The organism is Geodermatophilus sp. SYSU D00814, assembly GCF_054050055.1.
This window is the reverse complement of sequence record NZ_JBJGYP010000025.1, coordinates 1-20,633: the sequence shown is the minus strand read 5'-3', so window position 1 is coordinate 20,633 and position 20,633 is coordinate 1. Positions and strand designations below refer to the sequence as shown.

General features: G+C 78.1%; 21 protein-coding genes and 2 riboswitches. Of the genes, 10 read left to right on the top strand and 11 right to left on the bottom strand.

The features are described from left to right. Positions 1-7: 7 nt before the first annotated feature. On the bottom strand, positions 8-967 hold the full coding sequence (locus tag ACI780_RS18380) for a nucleoside hydrolase (RefSeq protein ID WP_456872098.1): 960 nt from the start codon (positions 965-967) through the stop codon (positions 8-10). 40 nt (positions 968-1,007) lie between these two features. On the opposite strand from ACI780_RS18380, the gene ACI780_RS18375 reads away from it, so the two are divergent. Beyond that, on the top strand, positions 1,008-1,883 hold the full coding sequence (locus tag ACI780_RS18375; RefSeq protein WP_457004795.1) for an ATP-grasp domain-containing protein: 876 nt from the start codon (positions 1,008-1,010) through the stop codon (positions 1,881-1,883). Here ACI780_RS18375 and ACI780_RS18370 read toward each other — a convergent pair. Beyond that, positions 1,864-3,285 carry an APC family permease gene (locus tag ACI780_RS18370; RefSeq protein ID WP_457004793.1) on the bottom strand — a complete coding sequence of 474 codons (1,422 nt, stop codon included), beginning with the start codon at positions 3,283-3,285 and terminating at the stop codon, positions 1,864-1,866. The two genes, ACI780_RS18375 and ACI780_RS18370, sit on opposite strands and share 20 nt — an antisense overlap. 328 nt (positions 3,286-3,613) lie before the next feature. Between ACI780_RS18370 and ACI780_RS18365 the strand changes: the two genes are divergently transcribed. The 3 genes from ACI780_RS18365 (at position 3,614) to ACI780_RS18355 (ending at position 8,312) form a co-directional block, all read left to right on the top strand. Then, positions 3,614-4,498 carry a hypothetical protein gene (locus tag ACI780_RS18365; RefSeq protein ID WP_457004791.1) on the top strand — a complete coding sequence of 295 codons (885 nt, stop codon included), beginning with the start codon at positions 3,614-3,616 and terminating at the stop codon, positions 4,496-4,498. A gap of 681 nt (positions 4,499-5,179) precedes the next feature. Beyond that, positions 5,180-6,067, top strand: coding sequence for a S1 family peptidase (locus tag ACI780_RS18360; protein WP_456872102.1), 888 nt, complete (start codon positions 5,180-5,182; stop codon positions 6,065-6,067). A gap of 142 nt (positions 6,068-6,209) precedes the next feature. After that, positions 6,210-8,312, top strand: coding sequence for a SpoIIE family protein phosphatase (locus ACI780_RS18355; protein ID WP_457004789.1), 2,103 nt, complete (start codon positions 6,210-6,212; stop codon positions 8,310-8,312). A 10-nt stretch (positions 8,313-8,322) separates the two neighbouring features. Here the strand turns inward: ACI780_RS18355 and ACI780_RS18350 are convergent, their stop codons facing one another. The 6 genes from ACI780_RS18350 to ACI780_RS18325 all read right to left on the bottom strand — a co-directional run bounded on the left by ACI780_RS18350 (position 8,323) and on the right by ACI780_RS18325 (position 12,919). Next, on the bottom strand, positions 8,323-8,748 hold the full coding sequence (locus ACI780_RS18350) for an ATP-binding protein (RefSeq protein WP_456872104.1): 426 nt from the start codon (positions 8,746-8,748) through the stop codon (positions 8,323-8,325). Between the two features lie 98 nt (positions 8,749-8,846). Beyond that, positions 8,847-9,437, bottom strand: a complete 591-nt coding sequence (locus ACI780_RS18345) for a thiamine phosphate synthase (RefSeq protein WP_456872105.1) — start codon at positions 9,435-9,437, stop codon at positions 8,847-8,849. After that, the gene (locus tag ACI780_RS18340) at positions 9,434-10,195 is read right to left on the bottom strand and encodes a thiazole synthase (RefSeq protein ID WP_456872106.1); all 762 of its coding nucleotides are present in this window, start codon (positions 10,193-10,195) and stop codon (positions 9,434-9,436) included. The genes ACI780_RS18345 and ACI780_RS18340 overlap by 4 nt, the downstream gene beginning before the upstream one ends. Positions 10,196-10,278: 83 nt before the next feature. Further along, the gene (gene thiS / locus ACI780_RS18335) at positions 10,279-10,479 is read right to left on the bottom strand and encodes a sulfur carrier protein ThiS (RefSeq protein WP_456872107.1); all 201 of its coding nucleotides are present in this window, start codon (positions 10,477-10,479) and stop codon (positions 10,279-10,281) included. Beyond that, positions 10,470-11,591 (bottom strand): glycine oxidase ThiO, encoded by a 1,122-nt coding sequence (gene thiO / locus ACI780_RS18330; RefSeq protein WP_456872108.1) that lies wholly within the window; start codon positions 11,589-11,591, stop codon positions 10,470-10,472. The genes thiS and thiO overlap by 10 nt, the downstream gene beginning before the upstream one ends. Then, the gene (locus ACI780_RS18325; RefSeq protein WP_457004784.1) at positions 11,588-12,919 is read right to left on the bottom strand and encodes a purine-cytosine permease family protein; all 1,332 of its coding nucleotides are present in this window, start codon (positions 12,917-12,919) and stop codon (positions 11,588-11,590) included. The genes thiO and ACI780_RS18325 overlap by 4 nt, the downstream gene beginning before the upstream one ends. Next, positions 12,918-13,016: riboswitch (TPP riboswitch) on the bottom strand. (Overlaps the previous gene by 2 nt.) Positions 13,017-13,053: 37 nt before the next feature. Between ACI780_RS18325 and ACI780_RS18320 the strand changes: the two genes are divergently transcribed. From ACI780_RS18320 to ACI780_RS18295, 6 genes are all read left to right on the top strand, one after another. After that, positions 13,054-13,638 carry a thiaminase II/PqqC family protein gene (locus ACI780_RS18320; RefSeq protein WP_456872110.1) on the top strand — a complete coding sequence of 195 codons (585 nt, stop codon included), beginning with the start codon at positions 13,054-13,056 and terminating at the stop codon, positions 13,636-13,638. Then, positions 13,635-14,288: a TenA family protein gene (locus ACI780_RS18315; RefSeq protein ID WP_457004782.1), complete on the top strand. Its 654-nt coding sequence runs from the start codon at positions 13,635-13,637 to the stop codon at positions 14,286-14,288. The genes ACI780_RS18320 and ACI780_RS18315 overlap by 4 nt, the downstream gene beginning before the upstream one ends. After that, positions 14,281-14,379: riboswitch (TPP riboswitch) on the top strand. It overlaps the preceding gene by 8 nt. Continuing rightward, entirely contained in the window at positions 14,373-15,158 is a 786-nt protein-coding gene (gene thiM / locus ACI780_RS18310) for a hydroxyethylthiazole kinase (protein WP_457004780.1), read from the top strand. Its footprint overlaps the riboswitch before it by 7 nt. Further along, a complete protein-coding gene (gene thiE, locus ACI780_RS18305; RefSeq protein WP_456872113.1) occupies positions 15,155-15,793 on the top strand; it encodes a thiamine phosphate synthase in 639 nt (212 codons plus the stop codon). The genes thiM and thiE overlap by 4 nt, the downstream gene beginning before the upstream one ends. Further along, a complete protein-coding gene (thiD, locus tag ACI780_RS18300; protein WP_457004777.1) occupies positions 15,790-16,605 on the top strand; it encodes a bifunctional hydroxymethylpyrimidine kinase/phosphomethylpyrimidine kinase in 816 nt (271 codons plus the stop codon). Before thiE ends, thiD begins: the two co-directional genes overlap by 4 nt. A gap of 13 nt (positions 16,606-16,618) precedes the next feature. Next, positions 16,619-17,638, top strand: coding sequence for a GNAT family N-acetyltransferase (locus tag ACI780_RS18295; RefSeq protein WP_457004775.1), 1,020 nt, complete (start codon positions 16,619-16,621; stop codon positions 17,636-17,638). A 24-nt stretch (positions 17,639-17,662) separates the two neighbouring features. Here the strand turns inward: ACI780_RS18295 and ACI780_RS18290 are convergent, their stop codons facing one another. From ACI780_RS18290 to ACI780_RS18280, 3 genes are all read right to left on the bottom strand, one after another. Next, complete coding sequence (locus ACI780_RS18290; protein WP_456872116.1) at positions 17,663-18,052, bottom strand: PIN domain-containing protein; 390 nt, start codon at positions 18,050-18,052, stop codon at positions 17,663-17,665. Positions 18,053-18,107: 55 nt separating this feature from the next. Continuing rightward, on the bottom strand, positions 18,108-19,406 hold the full coding sequence (locus tag ACI780_RS18285) for an Nramp family divalent metal transporter (protein ID WP_457004773.1): 1,299 nt from the start codon (positions 19,404-19,406) through the stop codon (positions 18,108-18,110). Between the two features lie 311 nt (positions 19,407-19,717). Then, positions 19,718-20,470, bottom strand: a complete 753-nt coding sequence (locus ACI780_RS18280) for a Mut7-C RNAse domain-containing protein (RefSeq protein ID WP_457004770.1) — start codon at positions 20,468-20,470, stop codon at positions 19,718-19,720. Between the last annotated feature and the right edge of the window lie 163 nt (positions 20,471-20,633).

Below are 20,633 nucleotides of genomic sequence, written 5' to 3'. Positions count from 1 at the left end.
GCCGGGCTCAGCGCGTCCGTGCGGCGAGGCCGGCCAGCCGGCCGACGAGGAACTCCACGGCGGCGGCGCTGTCGACGGTCTCGGCGACGTCGACGGCGGTGGGGGAGTCCGACACCGCGCGGCGGTCGACCAGCGTCTGCCCGCGGCCGGCGCCCCGGGTGGTGTCCACGACGACGTCGCGGCGGACGGTGCCCAGCGTCCCCGGCACGATGGCCTCGGTGAGCGCCAGCGCGTCGTGGACGACGACGCCGGTGGTGCCGTACGAGCTGCGCGCGTGGTCGACGTACTGCTGCAGGATCGCCGCCGCCGTCGCCCCCACCGGCCCGGCCGCGGCGAAGCGGGCGATGCCGTCTTCGTCGAGCACCGTGGGCACCGTGACGTCGAGCCCGACGAGCACGGTGGGCACCGCCGAGCCGAGGACCCGCGCCGCGGCCTCCGGGTCGGCCCACACGTTGAACTCGGCGGCCGCGGTGACGTTGCCGCCGCGCGCGGCCGAGCCGCCCATGAGGACCAGCCGGTCGATCCGCGCCGCGGCCTGCGGGTAGGTGGCCAGCAGCAGCGCGATGTTCGTCCACGGCCCGATGGCGGCCACGGTCACCGGCTCCTCGCTGGCCAGCAGCAGCTCGGCGAGCGCGACGACGGCCGGCCGCGGGTCGACGGCGGCCGGCGACGGCGCCAGCTGCGCCCCGCCGAGGCCGGTCTGCCCGTGCACGTGCCCGGCCCGCTCCGGCTGGGGGTACACCAGCGACTCGGCGGCGCCGGCGGCGACCGGGACGTCGGAGCGGCCGGCCAGGTGCAGCACCCGCAGCGCGTTGTCGGTGGTCTGCGCCAGCTCGACGTTGCCGTGCGTCGTCGTCACCAGGCGCAGGTCGACCTCGGGACTGGCCAGGGCGAGCAGGATCGCCAGGGCGTCGTCGATGCCGGGGTCGGTGTCGATCACCAGGGGTCGCGGTCGGGGAGCAGCCACCCGGTCATCCCAGCAGACCCCGTCGGGCAGGATCGAGCCCGTGCCCGACGTCCTCCTCGCCAGCTGTGCCGCCGCCACCGGGAAGGACGAGGACGAGCCGCTGCTGCTCGCCGCCCTGGCCGCCGTGGGGCTGTCCGCCGCTCCCGCCGACTGGGCCGACGACGGCGTCGACTGGGGCGCCGCGGCCGCCGTCGTCGTCCGCTCCACCTGGGACTACGCGCCGCGGCGCGAGGAGTTCCTCGCCTGGGCGCGCCGCGTCGAGGCCGTGACCCGGCTGGCCAACCCCGCCGACGTCCTCACCTGGAACACCGACAAGCGCTACCTGCGCGAGCTGGCCGCCGCCGGGGTGCCCGTCGTCCCCACCGCCTGGGCCGAGGTCCCGGGCGACGTGGCCGCCGCGCTGGAGCGCTGGCCCGGCGACGTCGTGGTCAAGCCGGTGGTGTCGGCCGGTGCCCGCGACACCGCCCGCTTCTCCCCGGCCGAGCGAGAGCAGGCGCGTGCCGCCGCGGAGGGGATCCTCGCCGGCGGTCGCGCGGTGATGGTGCAGCCCTACCTCGACCGGCTCGACGCCGAGGGGGAGACCGGCCTGGTGTACGTCGACGGCGCGTACGGCCACGCCTTCGGCAAGGGCGCGCTGCTGGCCGGCGGGCCGCTCGGCGAGGGGCTCTACGCCGAGGAGGAGATCACCTCCCGCACCGCGACGGCGGCTCAGCGGGCGATCGGCGACCGGGTGCTGGCCTGGGTGGCCGAGCGGACCGGGCGCACGCCGCTCTACGCCCGCGTCGACCTGGTCCCCGGCGAGGACGGCGACCCGCAGGTGATCGAGGTCGAGCTCACCGAGCCCAGCCTCTTCCTCACCACCGACGGCGGCGCCGCCGACCGGCTCGCGGCGGCGATCAGGCGCCGGGTCGGCTGACCGCCGTCCCCTCGCGCGCCTCGGCGCGCCGCCGCGGCAGCGCCGTCACCGCGTAGAGCAGCAGCCCGACGGCCAGCAGCACCCCGGCGAAGGCCCAGGTGCGGGCCTCCTGCTGCCACAGCAGCAGCAGGCAGGAGGCGATGCCGAGAACCGGCAGCACCAGCGGCGTCCGGAAGTGCGGCGCCTCGACCCGGTCGCGCCGCAGCACCAGCACCGCGGTGTTGGTGCTCAGGAAGACGAACAGCAGCAGGAGCACCACGGTGCTGGCCAGCGTGGCGAGGTCGCCGGCGAGGCTGAGCCCCATCGCGACGGCGGTGGTGACCGCGATCGCCACCCACGGCGTCCGCCGCCGCGGGAGCACCCGGCCGAGGACGGCGGGCAGCAGCCGCTGCTCGGCCAGCCCGTAGGCCATGCGGCTGGCCATGATCAGGGTGAGCAGCGCGCCGTTGGCGACGGCGACCAGTGCGACCAGGCTGAACAGCCGGTCGGGGATGCCGGCGTCGGCGGCGCGGACCACCTCCAGCAGCGGCCCGGTGGACCCGGCCAGCTCCTCCGGCGGCAGCACCACGGCGGCGGCGATGCCGACCAGCACGTAGACCAGGCCGGCGGTGAGCAGCGCACCGAACAGGGCCCGGGGGTAGACCCGCCGGACGTCGCGGACCTCCTCGGCGAGGTTGGCCGACGTCTCGAAGCCGACGAAGGAGTAGTAGGCCAGCAGCGCCGCCGAGAGCACCGCCGTCGCCGCGGACACCCCGGGCGGGAACTCCAGCGCCCGGGCCGGCTCGCCGTCGCCGCCGAACAGCACCACCGCGCCGAGGACGACGACGAGCACCAGCCCGGAGGTCTCCACCAGCGTCATCACCAGGTTGGCGCGCAGCGACTCCTGGATGCCGCGGGCGTTGAGCAGTGCCACGGCGAGCAGGAACACCAGCGCGGCCGGGGCGGCGGGCACGTCGAGGAAGACGCCGAGGTAGTCGCCGGCGAAGGCCAGCGCGAGCCCTGCGGCGCTGGTGACACCGGCGGCGAGCATGCAGAAGCCGACGAGGAACGCCACGACGGGGGAGCGGAAGGCGCGCTCGGCGAAGACCGCCGACCCGCCCGCCCGCGGGTACTTGGTGACCAGCTCGGCGTAGGAGGCGGCGGTGAGCAGCGCCAGCAGCAGCGCCACGAGCAGCGGCACCCAGATGGCGCCGCCCACCTCCGCGGCCACCGCGCCGACGAGCGCGTAGACGCCGGCCCCGAGGACGTCGCCGAGGATGAACAGGTAGAGCAGCGGGCCGGTGACCGCGCGGCGCAGCTTCGTCCCGGGCTCGCCGGTGCCGGCCGGGGCCGTCGCGGTGGACGGAGCCGGGGACGGGGCGGTGGACGCTGCGGTGGCCCCGGTGGGGGACGGCTCGGTCACCGATCGAGTCTGGGCAGGCTCGTTGACGCCGGCAACCGGACCGGCCGGTTCCGGGACGGGTCCGACACGCCGGGCGCGCCGGGGCGCGTCCCGGGGTGACCGCGGGCCCGGCGGGGCGGTCCCACGCTCGGTGGCCGCCGACCTGTCGACAAGTGCTCGCCGGCAGCACACGGTCACCAACGCGCAGGTCAGAGCCGCACAACGGTTGCGTCACGGGGCCTCCAGGACGTGTCCCGACGAGCCGTCCGCGAGGCCCGCGGTCCCTACCGTTCTCCTCGTCCGCAGCACCTTCCCCGGCTGCGGACACAGACCCCCCGAGGAGGCCGGCATGGCGATCGACCGGGCAGCCGCCCTGTGGTCGGCCCCCCTGCCGCCGGTGTCCCCGCCGGTGTCGCGACCGGTGGCGCGGGCGGCCTCGCGTCCGGTCCCGGCTCCGGCTGCGGCGCCGGCCGTGCTGCCGGACGACCGGCCGCTGACCGGCCTCCTCGACCTGCTCGAGCGCGCCGGCGCCCCGCCGCGCCGCCGTCGCCCGGTCCGGGCCGCCGCCACGCGGCACCCGGTCGCCCGGCGGGCGCTGCGTCCGCTGCCGGTGGCCCGCCCGGTGCCCGCGCCGCGGCCACGCCCCTCGGCGGCCGCGGTGACCCCCGCCGTGCTCCCCGCGGTGCCCCCGGTCCCGGCGTCCGCGGCGGCCCGGCCCGCTCCCGGCTCCCGGCTGGGGGCGCGCCTCCGCGCGACGGTCCGCCGCCTGGCCCTCTGGGGCGCCGGTCCCGACGGCGCCCACGCCGCGTGGCCGACCCCGCCGGTCGTCGTCCCGCCGGCCGGCCCCGGTCTGGTGCGCCGCCTGGCGCTCTGGGGCGCCGGTCCCGACGGTGCGCACCTCGCCTGGGGCGCCCCCCGGCGGCCGGCCCCCGCTCCCGTCGCGAACGGGCCCGTGGTGCTCACCGAGCTGCCGAGCACCCCCACGGTCAGGCCCGCGGTGTCTTCCCCCACCGCGGCGTCTCCTCCGGCCGGCGCCGCCCGGCCGGTCCCCGCCCCGCGCCGGGCGGCGCCGGCGCTGGCCCCCGCGGGCTGGCCGCTGCGCCCGGCGCCGGGCTCCTCGCGGGCGCGGGCGCCCGACCCACCGGTGTCCCTCGCCGGTGCGGTGCGGACCCGGGGCGACCCGGCCGTGCACCGGGCCCGGGGCTCGCCCCGGCCCCCACCGGCTCCCGACTGATCCCCCGCGCCTCCTCCTCCCAGGACGTCGCGCGTCCGCTCCCCTCGTCGACCGAGCCCGACGGGCCCGGCCACCCCCGTCCCCCCGCGGGTGGCCGGACCGACGGCCCGCTCCCCGAGCAGTTCCCTCCCGGCCTCCACGGCCCACCCCTGGCCCTCCCGCGGCACCGCCCCGCCGCCGGCAGACCGCACCGCACGACGATCCGGCCTCGACCTCCCGCCGACTGACCCGACCCGGGTGCAGCGCGCGGACTCTCCCGGGAGGCCCGGACGCGACGCGGGACGGCGACCCCGGCAGCGCCCGCGGACGAGGACCCAGGCCCTGCCGGTGCCCGGCGCAGGACGACCCACCCCGTCGTCCCCGGGTCTCTGACCGGCACGACCTGGCCAGGACGGCGCCGGCCCCACCGGCCGCCCGAGGGAGACGCTCGCCGGACCGGGACGCGGTCCCGGCCCGGCGCCGCGACGAGGGAGACCGCAGGACGCCGTCCCGGGAGCCCGGGGTGGGAGGGACCACGGCCTCGACGGGCGCCCCAGGAGCGTCGGACCGGCAGCCGGCCGGCTCGCTCCCGGGGCGCCCGTCCGGCGTTCCGGGCCCCCCGAGTTGCGGATCCGGTCGGTACAGGGTTCGTTGCCCTCCGTGGGGTCGCGGTCCGGCGGCCCGACGACGGAGAGGACGAGGATGCACGCACGCACGAAGGCGGTGCTCGCCGGAGCCGCCGCCCTGCTCACCGCCGGCCTGGTGGCACCCGCCCCGGCCGGCGCGGTCACCGGGGGCACCGAGGACAGCGCGAACACGTACTCCAACGTGGGGATGCTGGCCTTCTACAGCGACGGCGGCCGGTACCGCTGCTCCGGGACGCTGGTCAGCCCGACCGTCGTCCTCACCGCCGCGCACTGCACCGACGGGACCGACGGCAAGACCCTGGTGACCTTCGACTGGGAGGTCGCCCGCACCCAGCCCGCACCGGGCGAGCCCTCCGCGCTGCCGGTCGCCGCCGACCCCGCCGCCGGGTACACCGGCAGCGAGGAGACCGACGGCTCCGACTGGTACTCCGGCACCGCGCAGACCCACCCGGGCTACTCGGACTTCACCGACCAGCGGAACTGGAACGACGTCGGCGTCATCGTCCTCGACGAGCCGGTCACCGGCATCGAGCCGGCGCAGCTGGCCGCCCCGAACGAGCTCGACCAGTACGCCCAGCCGCGGTTGAACTCCACGACGTTCCGCGCCGTCGGCTACGGCACCGAGGTGCGGCAGGCCGACTCCGGCCCGCAGAAGCCGACGCCGATGAGCTACCCGATCGTGCGCCGCTACACCGACGTCGTCGGGCAGAAGCTGACCGCGCAGATCCTGCAGGTCAACGGCAACGAGAACGACAACCGCGGTGGCGGCGGCACCTGCTTCGGCGACTCCGGGGGCCCGAGCTTCGCCCCGTCGGGCAACGTCGTCACGGTGACCAGCTACGGCTACACGAGCAACTGCCGGTACATCGACGGCCTGCAGCGCGTCGACATCCCGGTCGTGCAGGACTGGCTCGCGCAGTTCGGGGTCACCCCGGCCGCCTGAGCCCTCGACGGAGCCCCGGTCCGCCGGCCGCGGACCGGGGCTCCCGCACGCCGGAGGCGGGTGTCGACTCCGGCACACCGGTTGTCTCCCACCGCCCCGGCATGGGAGAAAGGACGGCGGACCGCCGCTCTCCCCCGCACGAATGGACCTCCCGCTCCCCGTGACCGTCCCCGAGCAGCGTCCGGGGTCGCCGGGTGAGGCGCCCCGGCCGCTGTCCCTCCTCCCCGACGACGCCGAGGTCAGCCGGCTCCGCTTCGAGCTCGCCATCGACGCCGCCGGCATCGGCAGCTTCGACTGGGACCTGCTCACCGGCCGGCTCGCCTGGGACGAGCAGCTGCTGTCCCTGTTCGGCTACCGGCCCGGCGGCTTCGACGAGACGATCGAGGCCTTCGCCGCGCGGCTGCACCCCGACGACCGCGACCGCACCCTGCAGGCGCTGCAGGAGGCCGTCGAGACGGTCGGCACCTACGAGGCGGAGTTCCGCGTCGTGCTGCCCTCCGGCGACACCCGCTGGGTGCAGGGCCGCGGCCGGGCGCTGGCCGACTCCCGCGGCCGGGCGGTGCGGCTGCTCGGTGCCGCCCTCGACACCACCCGGCTGCGCGAGGGCGACGCCCGCGTCTCGCGGGTGCTGGAGACCATGCGGTCGGCGTTCTTCGCCCTCGACCGCTCGTGGCGGTTCACCTACGTCAACGCCGAGGCCGAGCGGGTGCTGCACCGCAGCCGCGACGAGCTGCTCGGCGGCGACCTGTGGGAGCTCTTCCCCGCCGCCGTCGGCAGCGACTTCGAGGTCAACTACCGCGCGGTGATGGAGCGCGGCGAGGAGCGGGTCTTCGACGCCCACTACCCGCCGCCGCTGGACGCCTGGTACGAGGTCCGGGCGTGGCCCGGGCCCGACGGCCTGTCGGTGTACTTCCTCGACGTCACCGAGCGCCGCGCCGCCGAGGAGCGCGCGCGGGCGAGCGCCGCCCGCCTCACGCTCCTCGCCGAGGTCAGCGCGCTGATGTCGGCGACGCCGGGCTCCGCGGCGGCGGAGCAGGCGGCGCTGCAGCGGGTGGCCGAGGCCGTCGTCCCGGTCCTGGGGGACTGGGCGATCCTCACCCTGGCCGACGGCACCGACGGCCGGATGCACGACGTCGCCAGCTGGCACGCCGACCCCGCGATGCGCCCGGCGACCGCCGCCTACGCCGGTCTGCGGCTGGCCTCCATCGCCCCCGACGCCCCGGTGCTGCAGGCGCTGGGGTCGGGCCGGCTGCTCACCGTGGCCGACGTCCCGGCAGTGGTCCGCCCCACCCTCCCCGAGGGCGAGGTGCTCGAGGTCTTCGACGCGCTCGCCCCGCGGACGGCGGTCACGCTGCCGCTGCTCGCCCGCGGCCGCACCCTCGGCGCGCTCAGCGTCTACCGCGGCGCCGACCGGCCCGCCGCCACCGCCGAGGACGTCGCCGCAGCCCGCGAGGTCGCCGACCGCGTCGCGCTCGCGCTGGACAACGCGCGGCTGTTCGACCAGCAGCGACGGCTGGCCGAGGCGCTGCAGCGCAGCCTGCTCACCGCGCCGCCGCAGCCCGACGACGCCGAGATCGTCGTCCGCTACCAGCCGGCCGTGCAGGTCGCCCAGGTCGGCGGCGACTGGTACGACGCGTTCCTGCCGCGCGACGGGTCGACGGTGCTGGTGATCGGCGACGTCGTCGGGCACGACACCGAGGCCGCCGCGGCGATGGGCCAGCTGCGCGGGATGCTGCGGGGGATCGCCCACCGCGGCGACAACCCGCCCGACGCCGTCCTCGCCGAGCTCGACGACGCCATGGAGGCGCTCGGGCTGCACACCATGGCCACCGCGGTGGTCGCCCGGGTGGAGCAGACGCCGCAGCAGCGCGCCGCCGGGACGACGACGCTGCGCTGGTCCAACGCCGGTCACCCGGTGCCGCTGCTGCTCACCCCCGAGGGCGAGGTGCACCGGCTCGGCGGCGCCCGGGGGCAGCTCATGCTCGGCGTCGACCCCGGCGCGCACCGCACCTCCCAGGAGCTGGAGGTGCGCCGCGGCTCGACGCTGCTGCTCTACACCGACGGACTGGTCGAGGGCCGCGACCTGCTGCTCGACGAGGGCACCGACCGGCTGTGCGCCGCGCTGGCCCAGCTCGCCGACCTGCCGCTGGAGCGGCTGTGCGACGCGCTGGTCACCCGGCTGCAGCCCGAGGGCCTCCAGGACGACGTCGCCCTCGTCGCCATCCGCCTCCACCCCCAAGGGTGACGGGGTCGCCTCAGGCCGGGGGGAGCACCGCCCAGACGGTCTTGGCGTCGCCGTCGACGTACCAGCCGTGCGCGGTGGACAGCTCGGCGATCAGGTAGAGCCCCAGCCCGCCCCGGCTGGGGTCGCGGTCGACGGCGGGCGTGGGCGGGGTGCCGGCGGCGCCGTCGGACACGGCCACCAGGAAGGCGTCGCCGGTGCGGCGGACCGCGGCCTCGACGTGCCCCCCGCCGTGGCGCAGCGCGTTGGAGGCCATCTCGTCGAGGACCAGCAGCAACCGGTCGCGCAGGTCGGCCGGGCCGTCGACCTCCTCCGACCGGCGCAGCTCGTCGCGCACCCGCGGCAGCTCGGCGACGTCGGAGAGCTGCCAGGACAGCCCGTCCCACGCGGGCGGCGGGGACGCCGGAGGCCAGCCGGGCACGGCTGGTCCGCGTCTCACCCGTCAGCTCCTCGCGCGTACCGCCCACTGCTGGGCGTCGATGTCCAACACCTGCGTGTGGCTCGCGCCGGCCGTCCCCAAACACGGAAGGACCGAGGTCACACCCCCGGGACCCCGGCCAGCGCGGCGACGTACTGGGCGACCAGGGCGGGGTCGCGCATCACCGGCCCCATCAGCGCCACGCCGGACGCCCCCGCGGCCAGGCAGCCCGCCACGTCGCCCGGGAGCACGCCGCCGAGCGCCAGCACCGGGGGAGCGGCCGGGGTCAGCGCGGCCAGGCCCGCGGTGCCCAGCGCCGGGCCGTACCCGGGCTTGGACGCGGTGGGCGCGAACGGGGAGAGCGTGACCCAGTCGCAGCCCTCCGCCGCGGCGCGGGCCAGCTCGGCGGCCGAGTGGCAGGAGCGGCCGACCAGCGGGGGCCGGACCGAGGGGAACGGGTCGGCCGCCGACAGGTGCACGGGCGAGCCGCCCGGGGCGCCGTCCGCGCCGCCCCACACCAGCAGGCCGCCCACCGGGGCGAGCACCGCGCGCAGGTCGGCGGCCAGCGCCGTCCGGTCGGCGCGCGGCAGGTCCCTGTCCCGCAGCCAGACCGCGCGGGCGCCGGCCGCCACGGCCGCGGCCACCACCTCGGGCAGCGGGCGGCGCGCCTGCGTCCGGTCGGTGACGACGAGCAGGCGCGGTCCGCTCACAGCGCCGGCAGGCCCACGGGCGACGTCGAGGCCTCCGCGTGCAGGCGCCGCGGGATCCGGCCGGCCAGCCGCGCCAGCCGGCCGGCCTCCACCGCCGAGCGCATGGCCAGCGCCATCCGCTCGGGGTCGCGCGCGCGGGTCACCGCCGAGGCCAGCAGCACCGCGTCGCAGCCGAGCTCCATCGCCAGCGCGGCGTCGGAGGCGGTGCCGATGCCGGCGTCGAGGACGACCGGGACGTCGACGGCCTCGCGCAGCAGCGCGATGGCGTGCGGGTTGCGGATGCCCAGGCCGCTGCCGATCGGCGAGCCCAGCGGCATCACCGCGGCGCACCCGGCGTCGGCCAGCCGGCGGCCGAGCACCGGGTCGTCGGTGGTGTAGGCGAGCACGGTGAACCCCTCGGCCACCAGCTGCTCGGCGGCGTCGAGCAGCTCGACGGCGTCGGGGAGCAGCGTGACGTCGTCGCCGATCACCTCCAGCTTGACCCAGTCGGTGCCGAAGGCCTCGCGGGCCAGCCGGGCGGTGCGCACCGCCTCCCGGGCGGTGCGGCAGCCGGCGGTGTTGGGCAGCAGCCGGACGCCGGCCCGGTCGAGCACCTGCACCATCGAGCCGCTCGCCGAGGCCTCCACCCGGCGCAGCGCCACGGTCACGAGCTCGGTGCCCGAGGCGCGGACGGCGGCCTCCAGCGCCTCGAGGCTGGGCACCCCGCCGGTGCCCAGCAGCAGCCGCGAGCCGAACGCCACCCCGCCGAGCTCGAACACGTCGCCGCCATCGGCCGCTCGGCCCCCGTGCAGGGGCCCGCCACGAGCTCGCGAGTGGCGGGGGGCGAGGGGGTCCTTCACCGTCAGCCTCCTGCGGTCGGGGCGAGCACCTCGACGGCGTCGCCGGGGACGAGCCGGGTCGCCGCCCAGCTGCTGCGGGGGACGACGTCGCCGTTGCGGGCCACGGCCACCCGGTCGTGCCCGGCGGCCCGGGCGGCGACGAGGTCGGCCACGGTGGCGCCGTCGGCCAGCTCGGCCGGGTCGCCGTTGACGGTCAGCTGCACTCGGGTCCTCCGAAGCGGTCGGCGGTGAACGGGGCGGCCACCTCCGGCAGGGCGCCGGTGGCCAGCAGGTCGGCGGTGGCCTCGGCGGTCACCGGGGTGAGCAGCACGCCGTTGCGGTGGTGACCGGTGGCCAGCACCAGCCCCGGCAGCGACGAGGGCCCGAGCAGCGGCGCGTTGTCCGGCGTGCCCGGCCGGAAGCGGGCCAGCGTCTCGGTCAGCTCCAGCTCCTCGACCTCCGGGACGACCTCGACGGCGTCGTGCAGCAGGTCGTGCACGGCGCCGGCGGTCACCCGCGCGTCGAAGCCGCGGTCCTCCACGGTGGCCCCGACGACCAGCCGGTCCCCGCCGTACGGGACGAGGTAGACGGGTCGGCCGCGCACCAGCGCGCGCACCGTGCCCGCGAGCAGGCCGTCGGCGCCCGCCAGCCGCAGCACCTGCCCCTTCACCGGGCGCACCGGCAGCGCCGGCGCCCCGGGCAGCGCGCCGCTGTGCGCGCCGAGCGCGAGCACCGTGGCGCCGGCCGCCAGCACGGCGCCGGAGGCCAGCCGCAGTCCCGCGGCGCGGCCGCCGTCGACCACGACCCCGGTCACCCGCTCCCGCACCAGCCCCACGCCGGCGGCCGCGCACGCCGCCAGCAGCGCGGCGTGCACCGCGCGGCCGTCCACGGAGTGGTCGCCCTCGACCAGCAGCCCGCCGCGCACCCGGGTGCCCAGCGCCGGCTCCCGGCGGCGGGCCTCGCGCGGGGTCAGCCGCCGCGCGGCCAGGCCGAGCTCGCGCTGGAAGGCGTGCAGGGCGTCGAGCTCGCCGGCGTCGTCCTCGCCGAGGCCGACCACCAGCGTGCCCGCGGTGCGCAGCCCCACCGGCCACCCCGACGCGGCCGCCAGCTCGGCGGCGAACGCCGGCCAGCTGCGCAGCGAGGCCAGGCCCAGCCGCAGCAGCGGCTCCTCGCGGTACCCGACCTCGGCCACCGGCGCGAGCATCCCGGCCGCGGCGGCCGAGGCGCCGCCGCCCGGGGCGTCGTCGGCGACGGTCACCGACAGCCCGCGCCGGGCGGCCCGCCAGGCCACCGCGAGCCCGACCAGCCCGCCGCCGGCGACGGCGACGTCGGTCACCGGCGGCGGGCGGCGAGCGTCACCGGCACGGTGAGCGCCACGGCGACGGCGAGCCCCACCAGCGACGCCGACCAGCCGTTGGCCGGGTCGATGCCCAGGTCGGCCTGCCGCGCGGTCCACCACGCCGTCCAGCCGGCGCCCGGGCCGGGGAACCAGGTGGGCAGCGTGAGCTGGTAGGCGACGAACCCGGCCAGCCACGGCAGCAGGTACAGCGGCCGGGCCGGGGCGGTGTCGGAGGTGTCCCAGCGCCCGCGCGGGGTGGTCCAGTAGGCCACGACCAGCACGCCGGCCAGCGGGACGAACACCGCGCCGATGAGGAAGAGGAACGGCTCGTAGGCGGCGACGTCGAGGGAGAGGGCGAGCAGCGTGGCGAGCGTGCCCACGGCGCCCGCGAGCACCCGCCGGTCCAGCCGCGCGACGACGTTCTGCGCCGACACCGCGGTGGAGTAGAGGTTGGCGAAGGCCTCGTCGAGCTCCACGGCGACCAGCACGAGCACCGCCAGCGCGCCCAGCGGGACGGCCAGCAGCGCGTCGACGACGTCGAGCCCGGCGCTGCCGTAGGCGGCCAGCGCCAGCACGCCGAGCACGAACATCACCACGGTGGCCAGCCCGTAGCCGACCGCCGACCCGACCCCCGCCGCGCGGGCGCTGCGCACGTGCCGGGTGTAGTCGGCGGCCAGCGGCACCCAGGAGACCGGCAGCGCGATCACGACGTCGGCCGCCGTCCAGAACGACGTCGCCCCGCCGCCCCCTATCGGCGGAAGCGGCTCGGCGAGCACCTGCACGAACAGGTAGCCGACGGCGGCCAGCGCCGCCCACACCGCGTACCGGGCCAGCACCCGGACGACGCCGAGGGGCCGCAGCGCCATCGCGGTCGCCAGCAGCCCCGCGGCGAGGACGAACGGCCAGCGCGGCGCGCCGAGCACCCGGGAGGCGGCCTCGGCGATGACGACGATCTCGAACGTCGCCCAGCCGACGCACTGCACGAGGTTGAACGCCGTCGGCAGCCAGGACGTGCGGCGGCCCAGCAGCCCGCGCAGCAGCACCATCCCCGGCACGCTCTCCCGCGCGCCGGCCGCGGCGACCGCCCCCAGCAGCGCCGAGCCGACCACCGCGCCGACGACGATCGCGGCGACGGTGACCCACAGCGGCCGCCCCGGCAGGACGACGAACACCGCTGCCACCGGCAGCAGCAGGCTGACGCCGAGGTTGGCCCACAGGCCGAGGGTGTCGGCCAGGCCCAGGGTGCGCGGCGGCGCGCCGTCGAGGGTCAGGGGCACCTCGGGGGTGCCGACGACGTCGGTACGGACGGGGTCCGCCGCGCTCATGCTCGCTCCCTACGCCGGCATTACCCGGTCAGGTTCCAGCGGTCGGCGGCGCGTCCAGCCGCCCTCTCAGCCCGGTCGACCCGAGCTCCCGCACGTGGCGCGGCCACCATAGCCACCCCGTAGGGTCGGCCGCCGTGCCGGTCGCCGACCTGCTCGTCCGCCACGCCGACGCGTGGGGCCGAGCCACCCGTGCCCCCTTCCTCGACGCCGTCCGCGACGGCACGCTGCCGCCGGCCGCGTTCGACACCTGGCTGGTGCAGGACGCCTGGTTCCTCGCCGACCTGCTGCGCTTCCAGGCCCGGCTGCTGGCCCGCGCCCCGCGCCCGGCGCAGGCGGTGCTGGCCGCCGGGTGCGTGTCGCTGGTGGAGGAGCTGGACTGGTTCGCCCGGGTCGCCGAGGAGCGCGGCCTGGACCTCGCCGCGCCGCGCCTGCCGGCCACCATCGCCTACGGGGACCTGCTCTACCGGCTCGACGCCGCCGACGTCGGCACCGCGCTGACCGCGCTGTGGGCGGTGGAGCGGGCCTACCTCGACGCCTGGTGGTCGGCGCGGCCGGGAGCGGAGCAGTACCGCCCGTTCGTCGAGCACTGGACCGTGCCCGGGTTCGCCTCCTACGTCGCCGGGCTGCAGGCCGCCGCCGACGACGCCGGCCCGGCCGACGAGACGGTGTTCCTCGAGGTGGCCGCCGCGGAGGAGGCGTTCTGGGGGATGGCGCGGTGACCCTGTCGGCGCAGCTGTGGGCCGGCAGCGCCGACCTCGCCGCGGCCGCCGCCGGGCACCCGTTCGTCACCGGGATCGGCGACGGGACGCTGGCGCGCGAGCGGTTCGCCGGCTACGTCGCCCAGGACGCGTTCTTCCTCGAGGCCTTCGCCCGCGCCTACGCGCTCGGGGTGGCGCACAGCCGCGACCGCGCGACCCTGGCGGCGTTCGCCGACCTGCTCGCCGGCGTCCGCGACGAGCTGCGGCTGCACGAGGGCTACGCGGCGCGGTGGGGCGTGGACCTGGCCGACGTCGAGCCGGCGCCGGCCACGCTCGCCTACACCGAGTTCCTGCTGGCCACCGCAGCCCTGGGCGACCTCGGGGAGGTGGCGGCGGCCATGACGCCGTGCATGCGGCTCTACGCGCACCTCGGGCAGGCGCTGGCCGGCTCCGCGGCCGGGCCCTACCGGGAGTGGGTCGACACCTACGCCGACGCCGGTTTCGAGGAGCTGGCCGCGACGCTGGAGGCGCTGCTGGACCGCCTGGCCGCCGACACCCCGGCGGTGCGGCGGGCCTACCGGCGGGCGATGGAGCTGGAGCTCGGCTTCTTCGACGCCGCCTGGGATCCCGGCGCGGCACCGCGCGGGAGGGGTACCGTCGCCGCCGAGTGACTCGGGGTGTCCGCTCTCGGGAGCGGGCTGAGAACACACCCGCCGAACCTGTCCAGGTCATGCTGGCGAAGGGATGTCACGGCGATGGACGCCACTGCTCTGACCGCTGCCCGCAGCGCACTGCCCGGCGCCGCCCCGCTGGTGCACTGCCTGACCAACACGGTCGTGCAGACGCTCACCGCCAACGCGCTGCTGGCCGTCGGCGCGGCACCGGCGATGGTCGACGAGCCGGCCGAGGCCGAGGGCTTCGCCGCCGTCGCCTCGGCGGTGCTGGTCAACGTCGGCACCGTCAACCGGCGCACCGCGGAGGCGATGCGGCTGGCTGCCCGGTCGGCCGCGGGCGCCGGCACGCCCTGGGTGCTCGACCCGGTCGCCGTCGGCGGGCTGGCGTTCCGCACGGAGCTCGCCGCCGAGCTGCTGGGCTCGCGGCCGGCGGTGGTCCGCGGCAACGCCAGCGAGGTCATGGCGCTGGCCGGCGCGGGGGAGGGCGGGCGCGGGGTCGACTCCACGGCGAAGGTCGACGACGCGCTCGACGCCGCCGTCGCGCTGGCCGGGCGCACCGGCGGCGTGGTGGCCGTGAGCGGGGAGGTCGACGTCGTGACGGACGGGTCCCGCACCGTGCGGGTCGGCGGCGGGTCGCCGCTGCTCACCCGCACCACCGGCGCCGGCTGCGCCCTCGGCGCCCTGGTCGCGGCCTACGTCGCCGTCGCCGACGACCCGCTCACCGGCGCGGTGGCCGCGCACGCGCACGTGGCGCTGGCCGCCGAGGCCGCGGCCGCGGTCGCCGCCGGGCCGGGCACGTTCGCCCCGCGCTGGCTCGACGCGCTCGACGCGGTGACCGACCTGTCCCCGGCACGGGTGACCGCGTGAGGCCGGCGTTCGACCCGACGCTGTACCTGGTCACCGACACCGCGCTGGCCGGCGCCCGCGGCGTGCCCGACGTCGTCCGCGCGGCGGTGGCCGGCGGGGTGACCGCGGTGCAGGTGCGCGACAAGACGGCGTCGTGCCGGCAGCTGTACGCCCTGACCCTGTCGGTGAAGGAGGTCCTGGCCGGGACGGGGGTGGCGCTGTTCGTCAACGACGACGTCGACGTCGCGCTGCAGGCCGGGGCCGACGGCGTGCACGTGGGCCAGGACGACGCCCCCGCGGGCGAGGTGCGCGCGCGGATCGGCCCCGACCGGCTGCTCGGGCTGTCGGCCGGGTCCGACGACGAGCTCGCCGTCGCGCTGGCGCTGCCGCCGGGCACGGTCGACGTCGTGGGCATCGGGCCGGTGTGGACCACCCCGACCAAGCCCGACGCCGGCACCGGGCTCGGGCCCGAGGGCGTCGCGGCGCTGGCGGCGGAGGCGGCGGCGGCCGGGCTGCGGTCGGTGGCGATCGGCGGGATCTCCTCCGACCGGGCCGCGCTGGTCACCGGTGTCGACGGGATCTGCGTGGTCTCGGCGATCTGCGCCGCGCCCGACCCCACCGCGGCCGCGCGCGCCCTGCGGGAGGCGCGCCGGTGACCCCCGTGGCGCTGACCGTGGCGGGCAGCGACCCCAGCGGCGGCGCGGGCATCCAGGCCGACCTCAAGACCTTCGGCGCGCTGGGCGCCTACGGCACCGCCGTGCTCACCGCGCTCACCGCGCAGAACACCCGCGGCGTCACCGGCGTGCACCCGGTGCCCGCGGCGTTCGTGGCCGAGCAGCTCGCCACGCTGCTCGACGACGTGACGGTGCACGCGGCCAAGACGGGCATGCTCGGCACCGCCGACGTCGTCCGCGAGGTGGCGGCCGCGCTGGCCGGCCGGGCGGCCGGGCCGGTCGTCGTCGACCCGGTCATGGTGGCCACCAGCGGCGACCGGCTGGTCGACGACGACGCCGTCGTCGCCGTGCGCGACGTGCTGCTGCCGGTGGCCGACCTGGTGACGCCGAACGTGCCCGAGGCCGCCGCCCTGCTCGGCGTCGCCCCGGCCCGGTCGGTCGACGACCTGCCCGGCCAGGCCGAGGCGCTGCTCGAGCTCGGCCCCGGCGCGGTGCTGCTCAAGGGCGGCCACCTCGGCGGGGACGAGAGCGTCGACGTGCTGGCCACCGCCGACGGCGTCGTCCCGACCCGGCGGCCGCGGATCGACACCCCCGCCACCCACGGCACCGGCTGCACGCTGTCCGCGGCGATCGCGGCGCTGGTGGCCCGGGGCGTGGGTGGCCCGGCGCGCTGGGAGCCGGCGGTGGAGCAGGCGCGGGACCACCTGCAGCGCATGCTGGAGGGCGGGCGGTCGCTGGGCGTCGGCTCCGGCGCCGGCCCGGTGCACCACTTCGCCGGCATCTGGCCCGCCTGAGCCGGAAACGCGGTTGCGCCGCCGGTCAGGCTCAGGCGTGGACATCGTGGAGACCGGCCCGGACGACGGGCGCTTCACCGCCTGGTGCGCGGTGTGGGCGGAGAGCCAGCGTGCCGCCCGTCCCGGCGAGGCGCCGCGGCCGGCCTCCGACCACCTCGCCCTGGCCCGGCGGCTGACCACCCCTGGCGGCTCGCGGGTGGGCACCCACCGGGCCGCGGTGGTCGACGGTGCCGTCGTCGGCGCGCTGCGGGTGCTGCTGCCGGTGCGGGACAACACCTCCGTCGCCTTCCTCGACCTGGCCGTGCACCCCGCCGCCCGCCGCCGGGGCGTCGGCACCGCGCTGCTGGAGGAGGGGGTCCGGCTGGCCGCGGCGGCCGGGCGCTCGTCGCTCGTCGCCGAGGTCGACGAGCCCGGGCCGGGCACTCCCGGGCGGGCCTTCGCCCTGGCGTCCGGCTGGGCGTGCGACCTGCAGGAGACCCGGCGCGACCTGCTGCTCCCGGTGGACGAGGAGCGGTTGTCGGCCCTGGAGGCCGAGGCGGCGGCCGCCGGCGCCGGCTACGAGGTGGTCACCTGGCGGGACCGGACACCCGAGGACCTCCTGGCCGACCGGGCGCTGCTCAGCCGCCGGATGTCGACCGACGCGCCCAGCGGAGACGTGCCGGTCGACGAGGAGGACTGGGACGCCGCGCGGGTGCGCGAGCAGGAGGACGTCGACCTGGCCCGCGGCCGCACGGTGCTCTCGGCCGGCGCGGTGCGGGACGGCCGGCTGGTGGCCTTCACCGAGCTGCTCGTGCCGCTGGCGCACCCCGAACGCGCGAACCAGGGCGGCACGCTGGTGCTGCGCGAGCACCGCGGGCACCGCCTCGGCGCGCGCGTGAAGATCGCCGTCCTGCGCGAGCTCGCCGCCACGCTGCCGGCGGTCCGGCGGATCAGCACCTACAACTCCGACACCAACCGGCCGATGGTCGCGGTCAACGAGGCGCTCGGCTTCCGCCGCGCCGGCGGGCTGTCCACCTGGTCGACCCGCATCTGACCGGGACGCTCGGGCGGGCCGTCGTCAGACCCTGAGAACGCGGAGCGGGGAGTGGGCGGCCGCGATCCGGTCGACGTCCTCGTCCTGCGTCACGACGGGCAGCCCGTGCACGACCGCGGTGGCCGCGACGAGGGCGTCGGTGAGCGTGACCGTGCGGTGGACGCCCGCGCGGCGGCAGTCGACGACCAGGCGTGCCCAGGAGCTCATGACCGCCTCGCTGACGGGGATCGGGTCGGACTCCCGTGCCAGCGCGAGGGTGTCCGCCCGCCGGGCCAGGATCGTCTCCTCCTCGGCAGCGAGGAGCCCCGCGCCCTGTGGCCGGTGATCGCCGACGACGTCCGGGCCACCGCCGAGCTCGCCCGCGGCGCCGAGAGCCGTCCGTGACGCGCGCGAGATCGGCGGTCTCGTGGCCATCAGCGGCTGATGACCACGAGAGCGCCGATCTCGGCGCGGGGGAGCGGGCGGCGGGTCACCCCAGCACGAAGCCCAGCAGCAGGTGGCCGTTGAGGCCGATGATCAGCGCGGCCACGACGGCGCCCGCGGCGGTCGTGACCGGCCGGTTCACCCAGCCGCCCATCAGGTCGCGCCGGCTGGTCAGCCACAGCAGCGGCACCAGCGCGAAGGGGATGCCGAAGCTGAGCACCACCTGCGACCACACCAGCGCGGTGGTCGGGTCGCCGCCGAGGACGAGCACCAGCAGCGCCGGGGCCAGGGTGATCAGCCGGCGCGCCAGCACCGGGACGTGGCGCCGCAGGAACCCCGCCATGACCACCTGCCCGGCGTGCGTGCCCACCGACGACGAGGCGAACCCGCTGGCCAGCAGCGCGAGGGCGAAGGCGAGGGAGGCGCCGGCGCCGAGCTGCTCGCCGAGCCCGGCGTGCACGCCTTCCAGCGAGGTGGCCTGACCGGCGTCGCCGGTGAACAGCTGCGCGGCGATGACCAGCATCGAGGCGTTGACCAGCCCGGCCAGGCCCATGGCCAGCAGGACGTCGATGCGCTGGGCCCGCAGCAGCCGGCGCCGTCCCTCCTGGGTGCGGCCGGCGGTGACGACGTCGCCGTAGCGGCCCGGCGTCAGCGCGGAGTGCACGTAGATGACGTGCGGCATCACCGTCGCGCCGAGGATGCCGGCGGCCAGCACCAGGCTGTCGGGACCGGCGAAGGTGGGCACCAGGCCGCCGGCGAGCCCGCCCAGGTCGACGCCGGAGCCGACCAGCGTGTAGCCGAAGCCCAGGCCGATGACCAGCAGCAGCCCGGTGATGACCCGCTCGAAGGGCCGGTGCCCGCGCGACTGTGCGGCCAGCAGCACGAACGCCACGACGGCGGTGATGACCCCGCCCACCGGCAGCGGCACCCCGAACAGCAGGTACAGCGCGACCGCCCCGCCGACGATCTCGGCCAGGTCGGTGGCGATGGCGACCGCCTCGCCCTGCACCCACAGCCCCCAGGTGACCGGACGGGGGAGCTGCTCGCGGCAGTTGGTGGCGAGGTCGCGCCCGGTGGCCAGGCCGAGCTTGGCGGTGAGGCTCTGGATGAGCATCGCCATGAGGTTGGCCGCGACGATCACCCACAGCAGCGTGTAGCCGAAGGAGGCGCCGCCTGAGAAGTTGGTGGCGAAGTTGCCGGGGTCGACGTAGGCGACGGCGGCGACGAAGGCCGGGCCCAGCAGCGGCCAGAGCCGCCGCCGGCCGGTCGTCGGCGGGGGTGGGGTCCTCGGGGTGCCGACCAGCGTCGTCGGCAGGACGGCGGCCTCGGTCTTCGACAGGTACACGGCGGGCCTCGCAGGGGGACGGGCGGTGCGCGGTGGGGTCGTCGGTGCTCCTGCCCGCCGGCGGTGTCACGGGAGGGCCAGGACGTGGCCCGCGGGGGCCGAGGTGAGGCTCGCCTGGGCCGTCCCGGGGCCGCGGGCGGTCCCGCGGCCCGCGGGTGCTCAGGACGCCGGGACGACGAGCCTGGCAGTGGCAGTGGCAGTGGCAGTGGCGGTGGCGGTGGCGGTGCGCGCCGCGGAGCTCGCCGTCGGGCCGGGCGGACCCCCTCGTCCTGCCGGCCCGGCTGACGCGGCGGGGCCGACCCGCGTGGCCCCTACGGGCCGTCGTCGCGCTGTCGGCTGCCGGTGAGCCGGCGCGCGCGGGCCACGAGCTCGTCGATGCGCCGGGCGTGGGCGCCGCGCCAGTAGACCCGCCCGCAGTCCGGGCAGCGGGTGAACTCCGTGGCGGTGCGCCACGTCCCCGGTTCCACGAGGGTGGCCACCTCGGCGGGCGGCACCGGACCCGGCACGCCGTTGCACGCCGGGCAGCGGGTGAGCGGGGCCAGCGGCGGCCGGAAGCGGTCGAGGACGTCGGCGAGCTGCTCGTCCGGCGTCGCGCCGCGCACCCAGGCCCCGGCCGGCAGCGCGCGGCGCATGAGCAGGCCACGGTCCTGGGTGAGCAGCACCCGGTCCCCGGCGACGGCGGCCGCCACCAGCTCGGCGTCGTCGGCGTCGGGGGCGCGGGCCTCGGGCGACCAGGCGGTGTCCAGGCCGAGCAGTCGCATCCGCCGCGCCAGCGCCCCCAGGCCGACGTCGAGGAGGAAGCCGCCGGCCGGAACCGGCTGCGGCCGCCGGACGGGACGGACGGCGACCGTCGCACCCGGCGGCGGCCGGGCCCCCCGGGACACCGGGACGCCGTCGACGAGCAGCTCGCCCACCTCGGTCAGCGGGACGCCGGCGGCCTGCACCAGGTGGCCGACGGTCGCGTCGGGGTCGGCGGCGAGCACCCGCCGGCCGGCCGCGCGGTCCCGGGCCGGCAGCAGCGGCCGCAGGTCGTCGTCGACCGCGACGGTGACCGACCGCTCCACCGGACCGCCCTACCCGGACCGCGGCCGGCTCACCTGCGCCGCCGTCCGGCCCACCGTCGTGGGGGGGGGGGGGGGGGGGGGGGGGGGGGGGGGGGGGGGGGGGGGGGGGGGGGGGGGGGGGGGGGCGGGGGCGGGGGGTGGACCACCGGGGGTGTGCCCACCC

What these genes read in the sequence shown, in the direction of transcription:
- ACI780_RS18360 (WP_456872102.1), top strand. Translation starts at nt 5,180, where the DNA reads ATGCACGCACGCACGAAGGCGGTGCTCGCCGGAGCCGCCGCCCTGCTC.
- ACI780_RS18290 (WP_456872116.1), bottom strand. Translation starts at nt 18,052, where the DNA reads ATGGCCACGAGACCGCCGATCTCGCGCGCGTCACGGACGGCTCTCGGC.
- thiM (WP_457004780.1), top strand. Translation starts at nt 14,373, where the DNA reads ATGGACGCCACTGCTCTGACCGCTGCCCGCAGCGCACTGCCCGGCGCC.
- ACI780_RS18355 (WP_457004789.1), top strand. Translation starts at nt 6,210, where the DNA reads ATGGACCTCCCGCTCCCCGTGACCGTCCCCGAGCAGCGTCCGGGGTCG.
- ACI780_RS18325 (WP_457004784.1), bottom strand. Translation starts at nt 12,919, where the DNA reads ATGAGCGCGGCGGACCCCGTCCGTACCGACGTCGTCGGCACCCCCGAG.
- ACI780_RS18365 (WP_457004791.1), top strand. Translation starts at nt 3,614, where the DNA reads ATGGCGATCGACCGGGCAGCCGCCCTGTGGTCGGCCCCCCTGCCGCCG.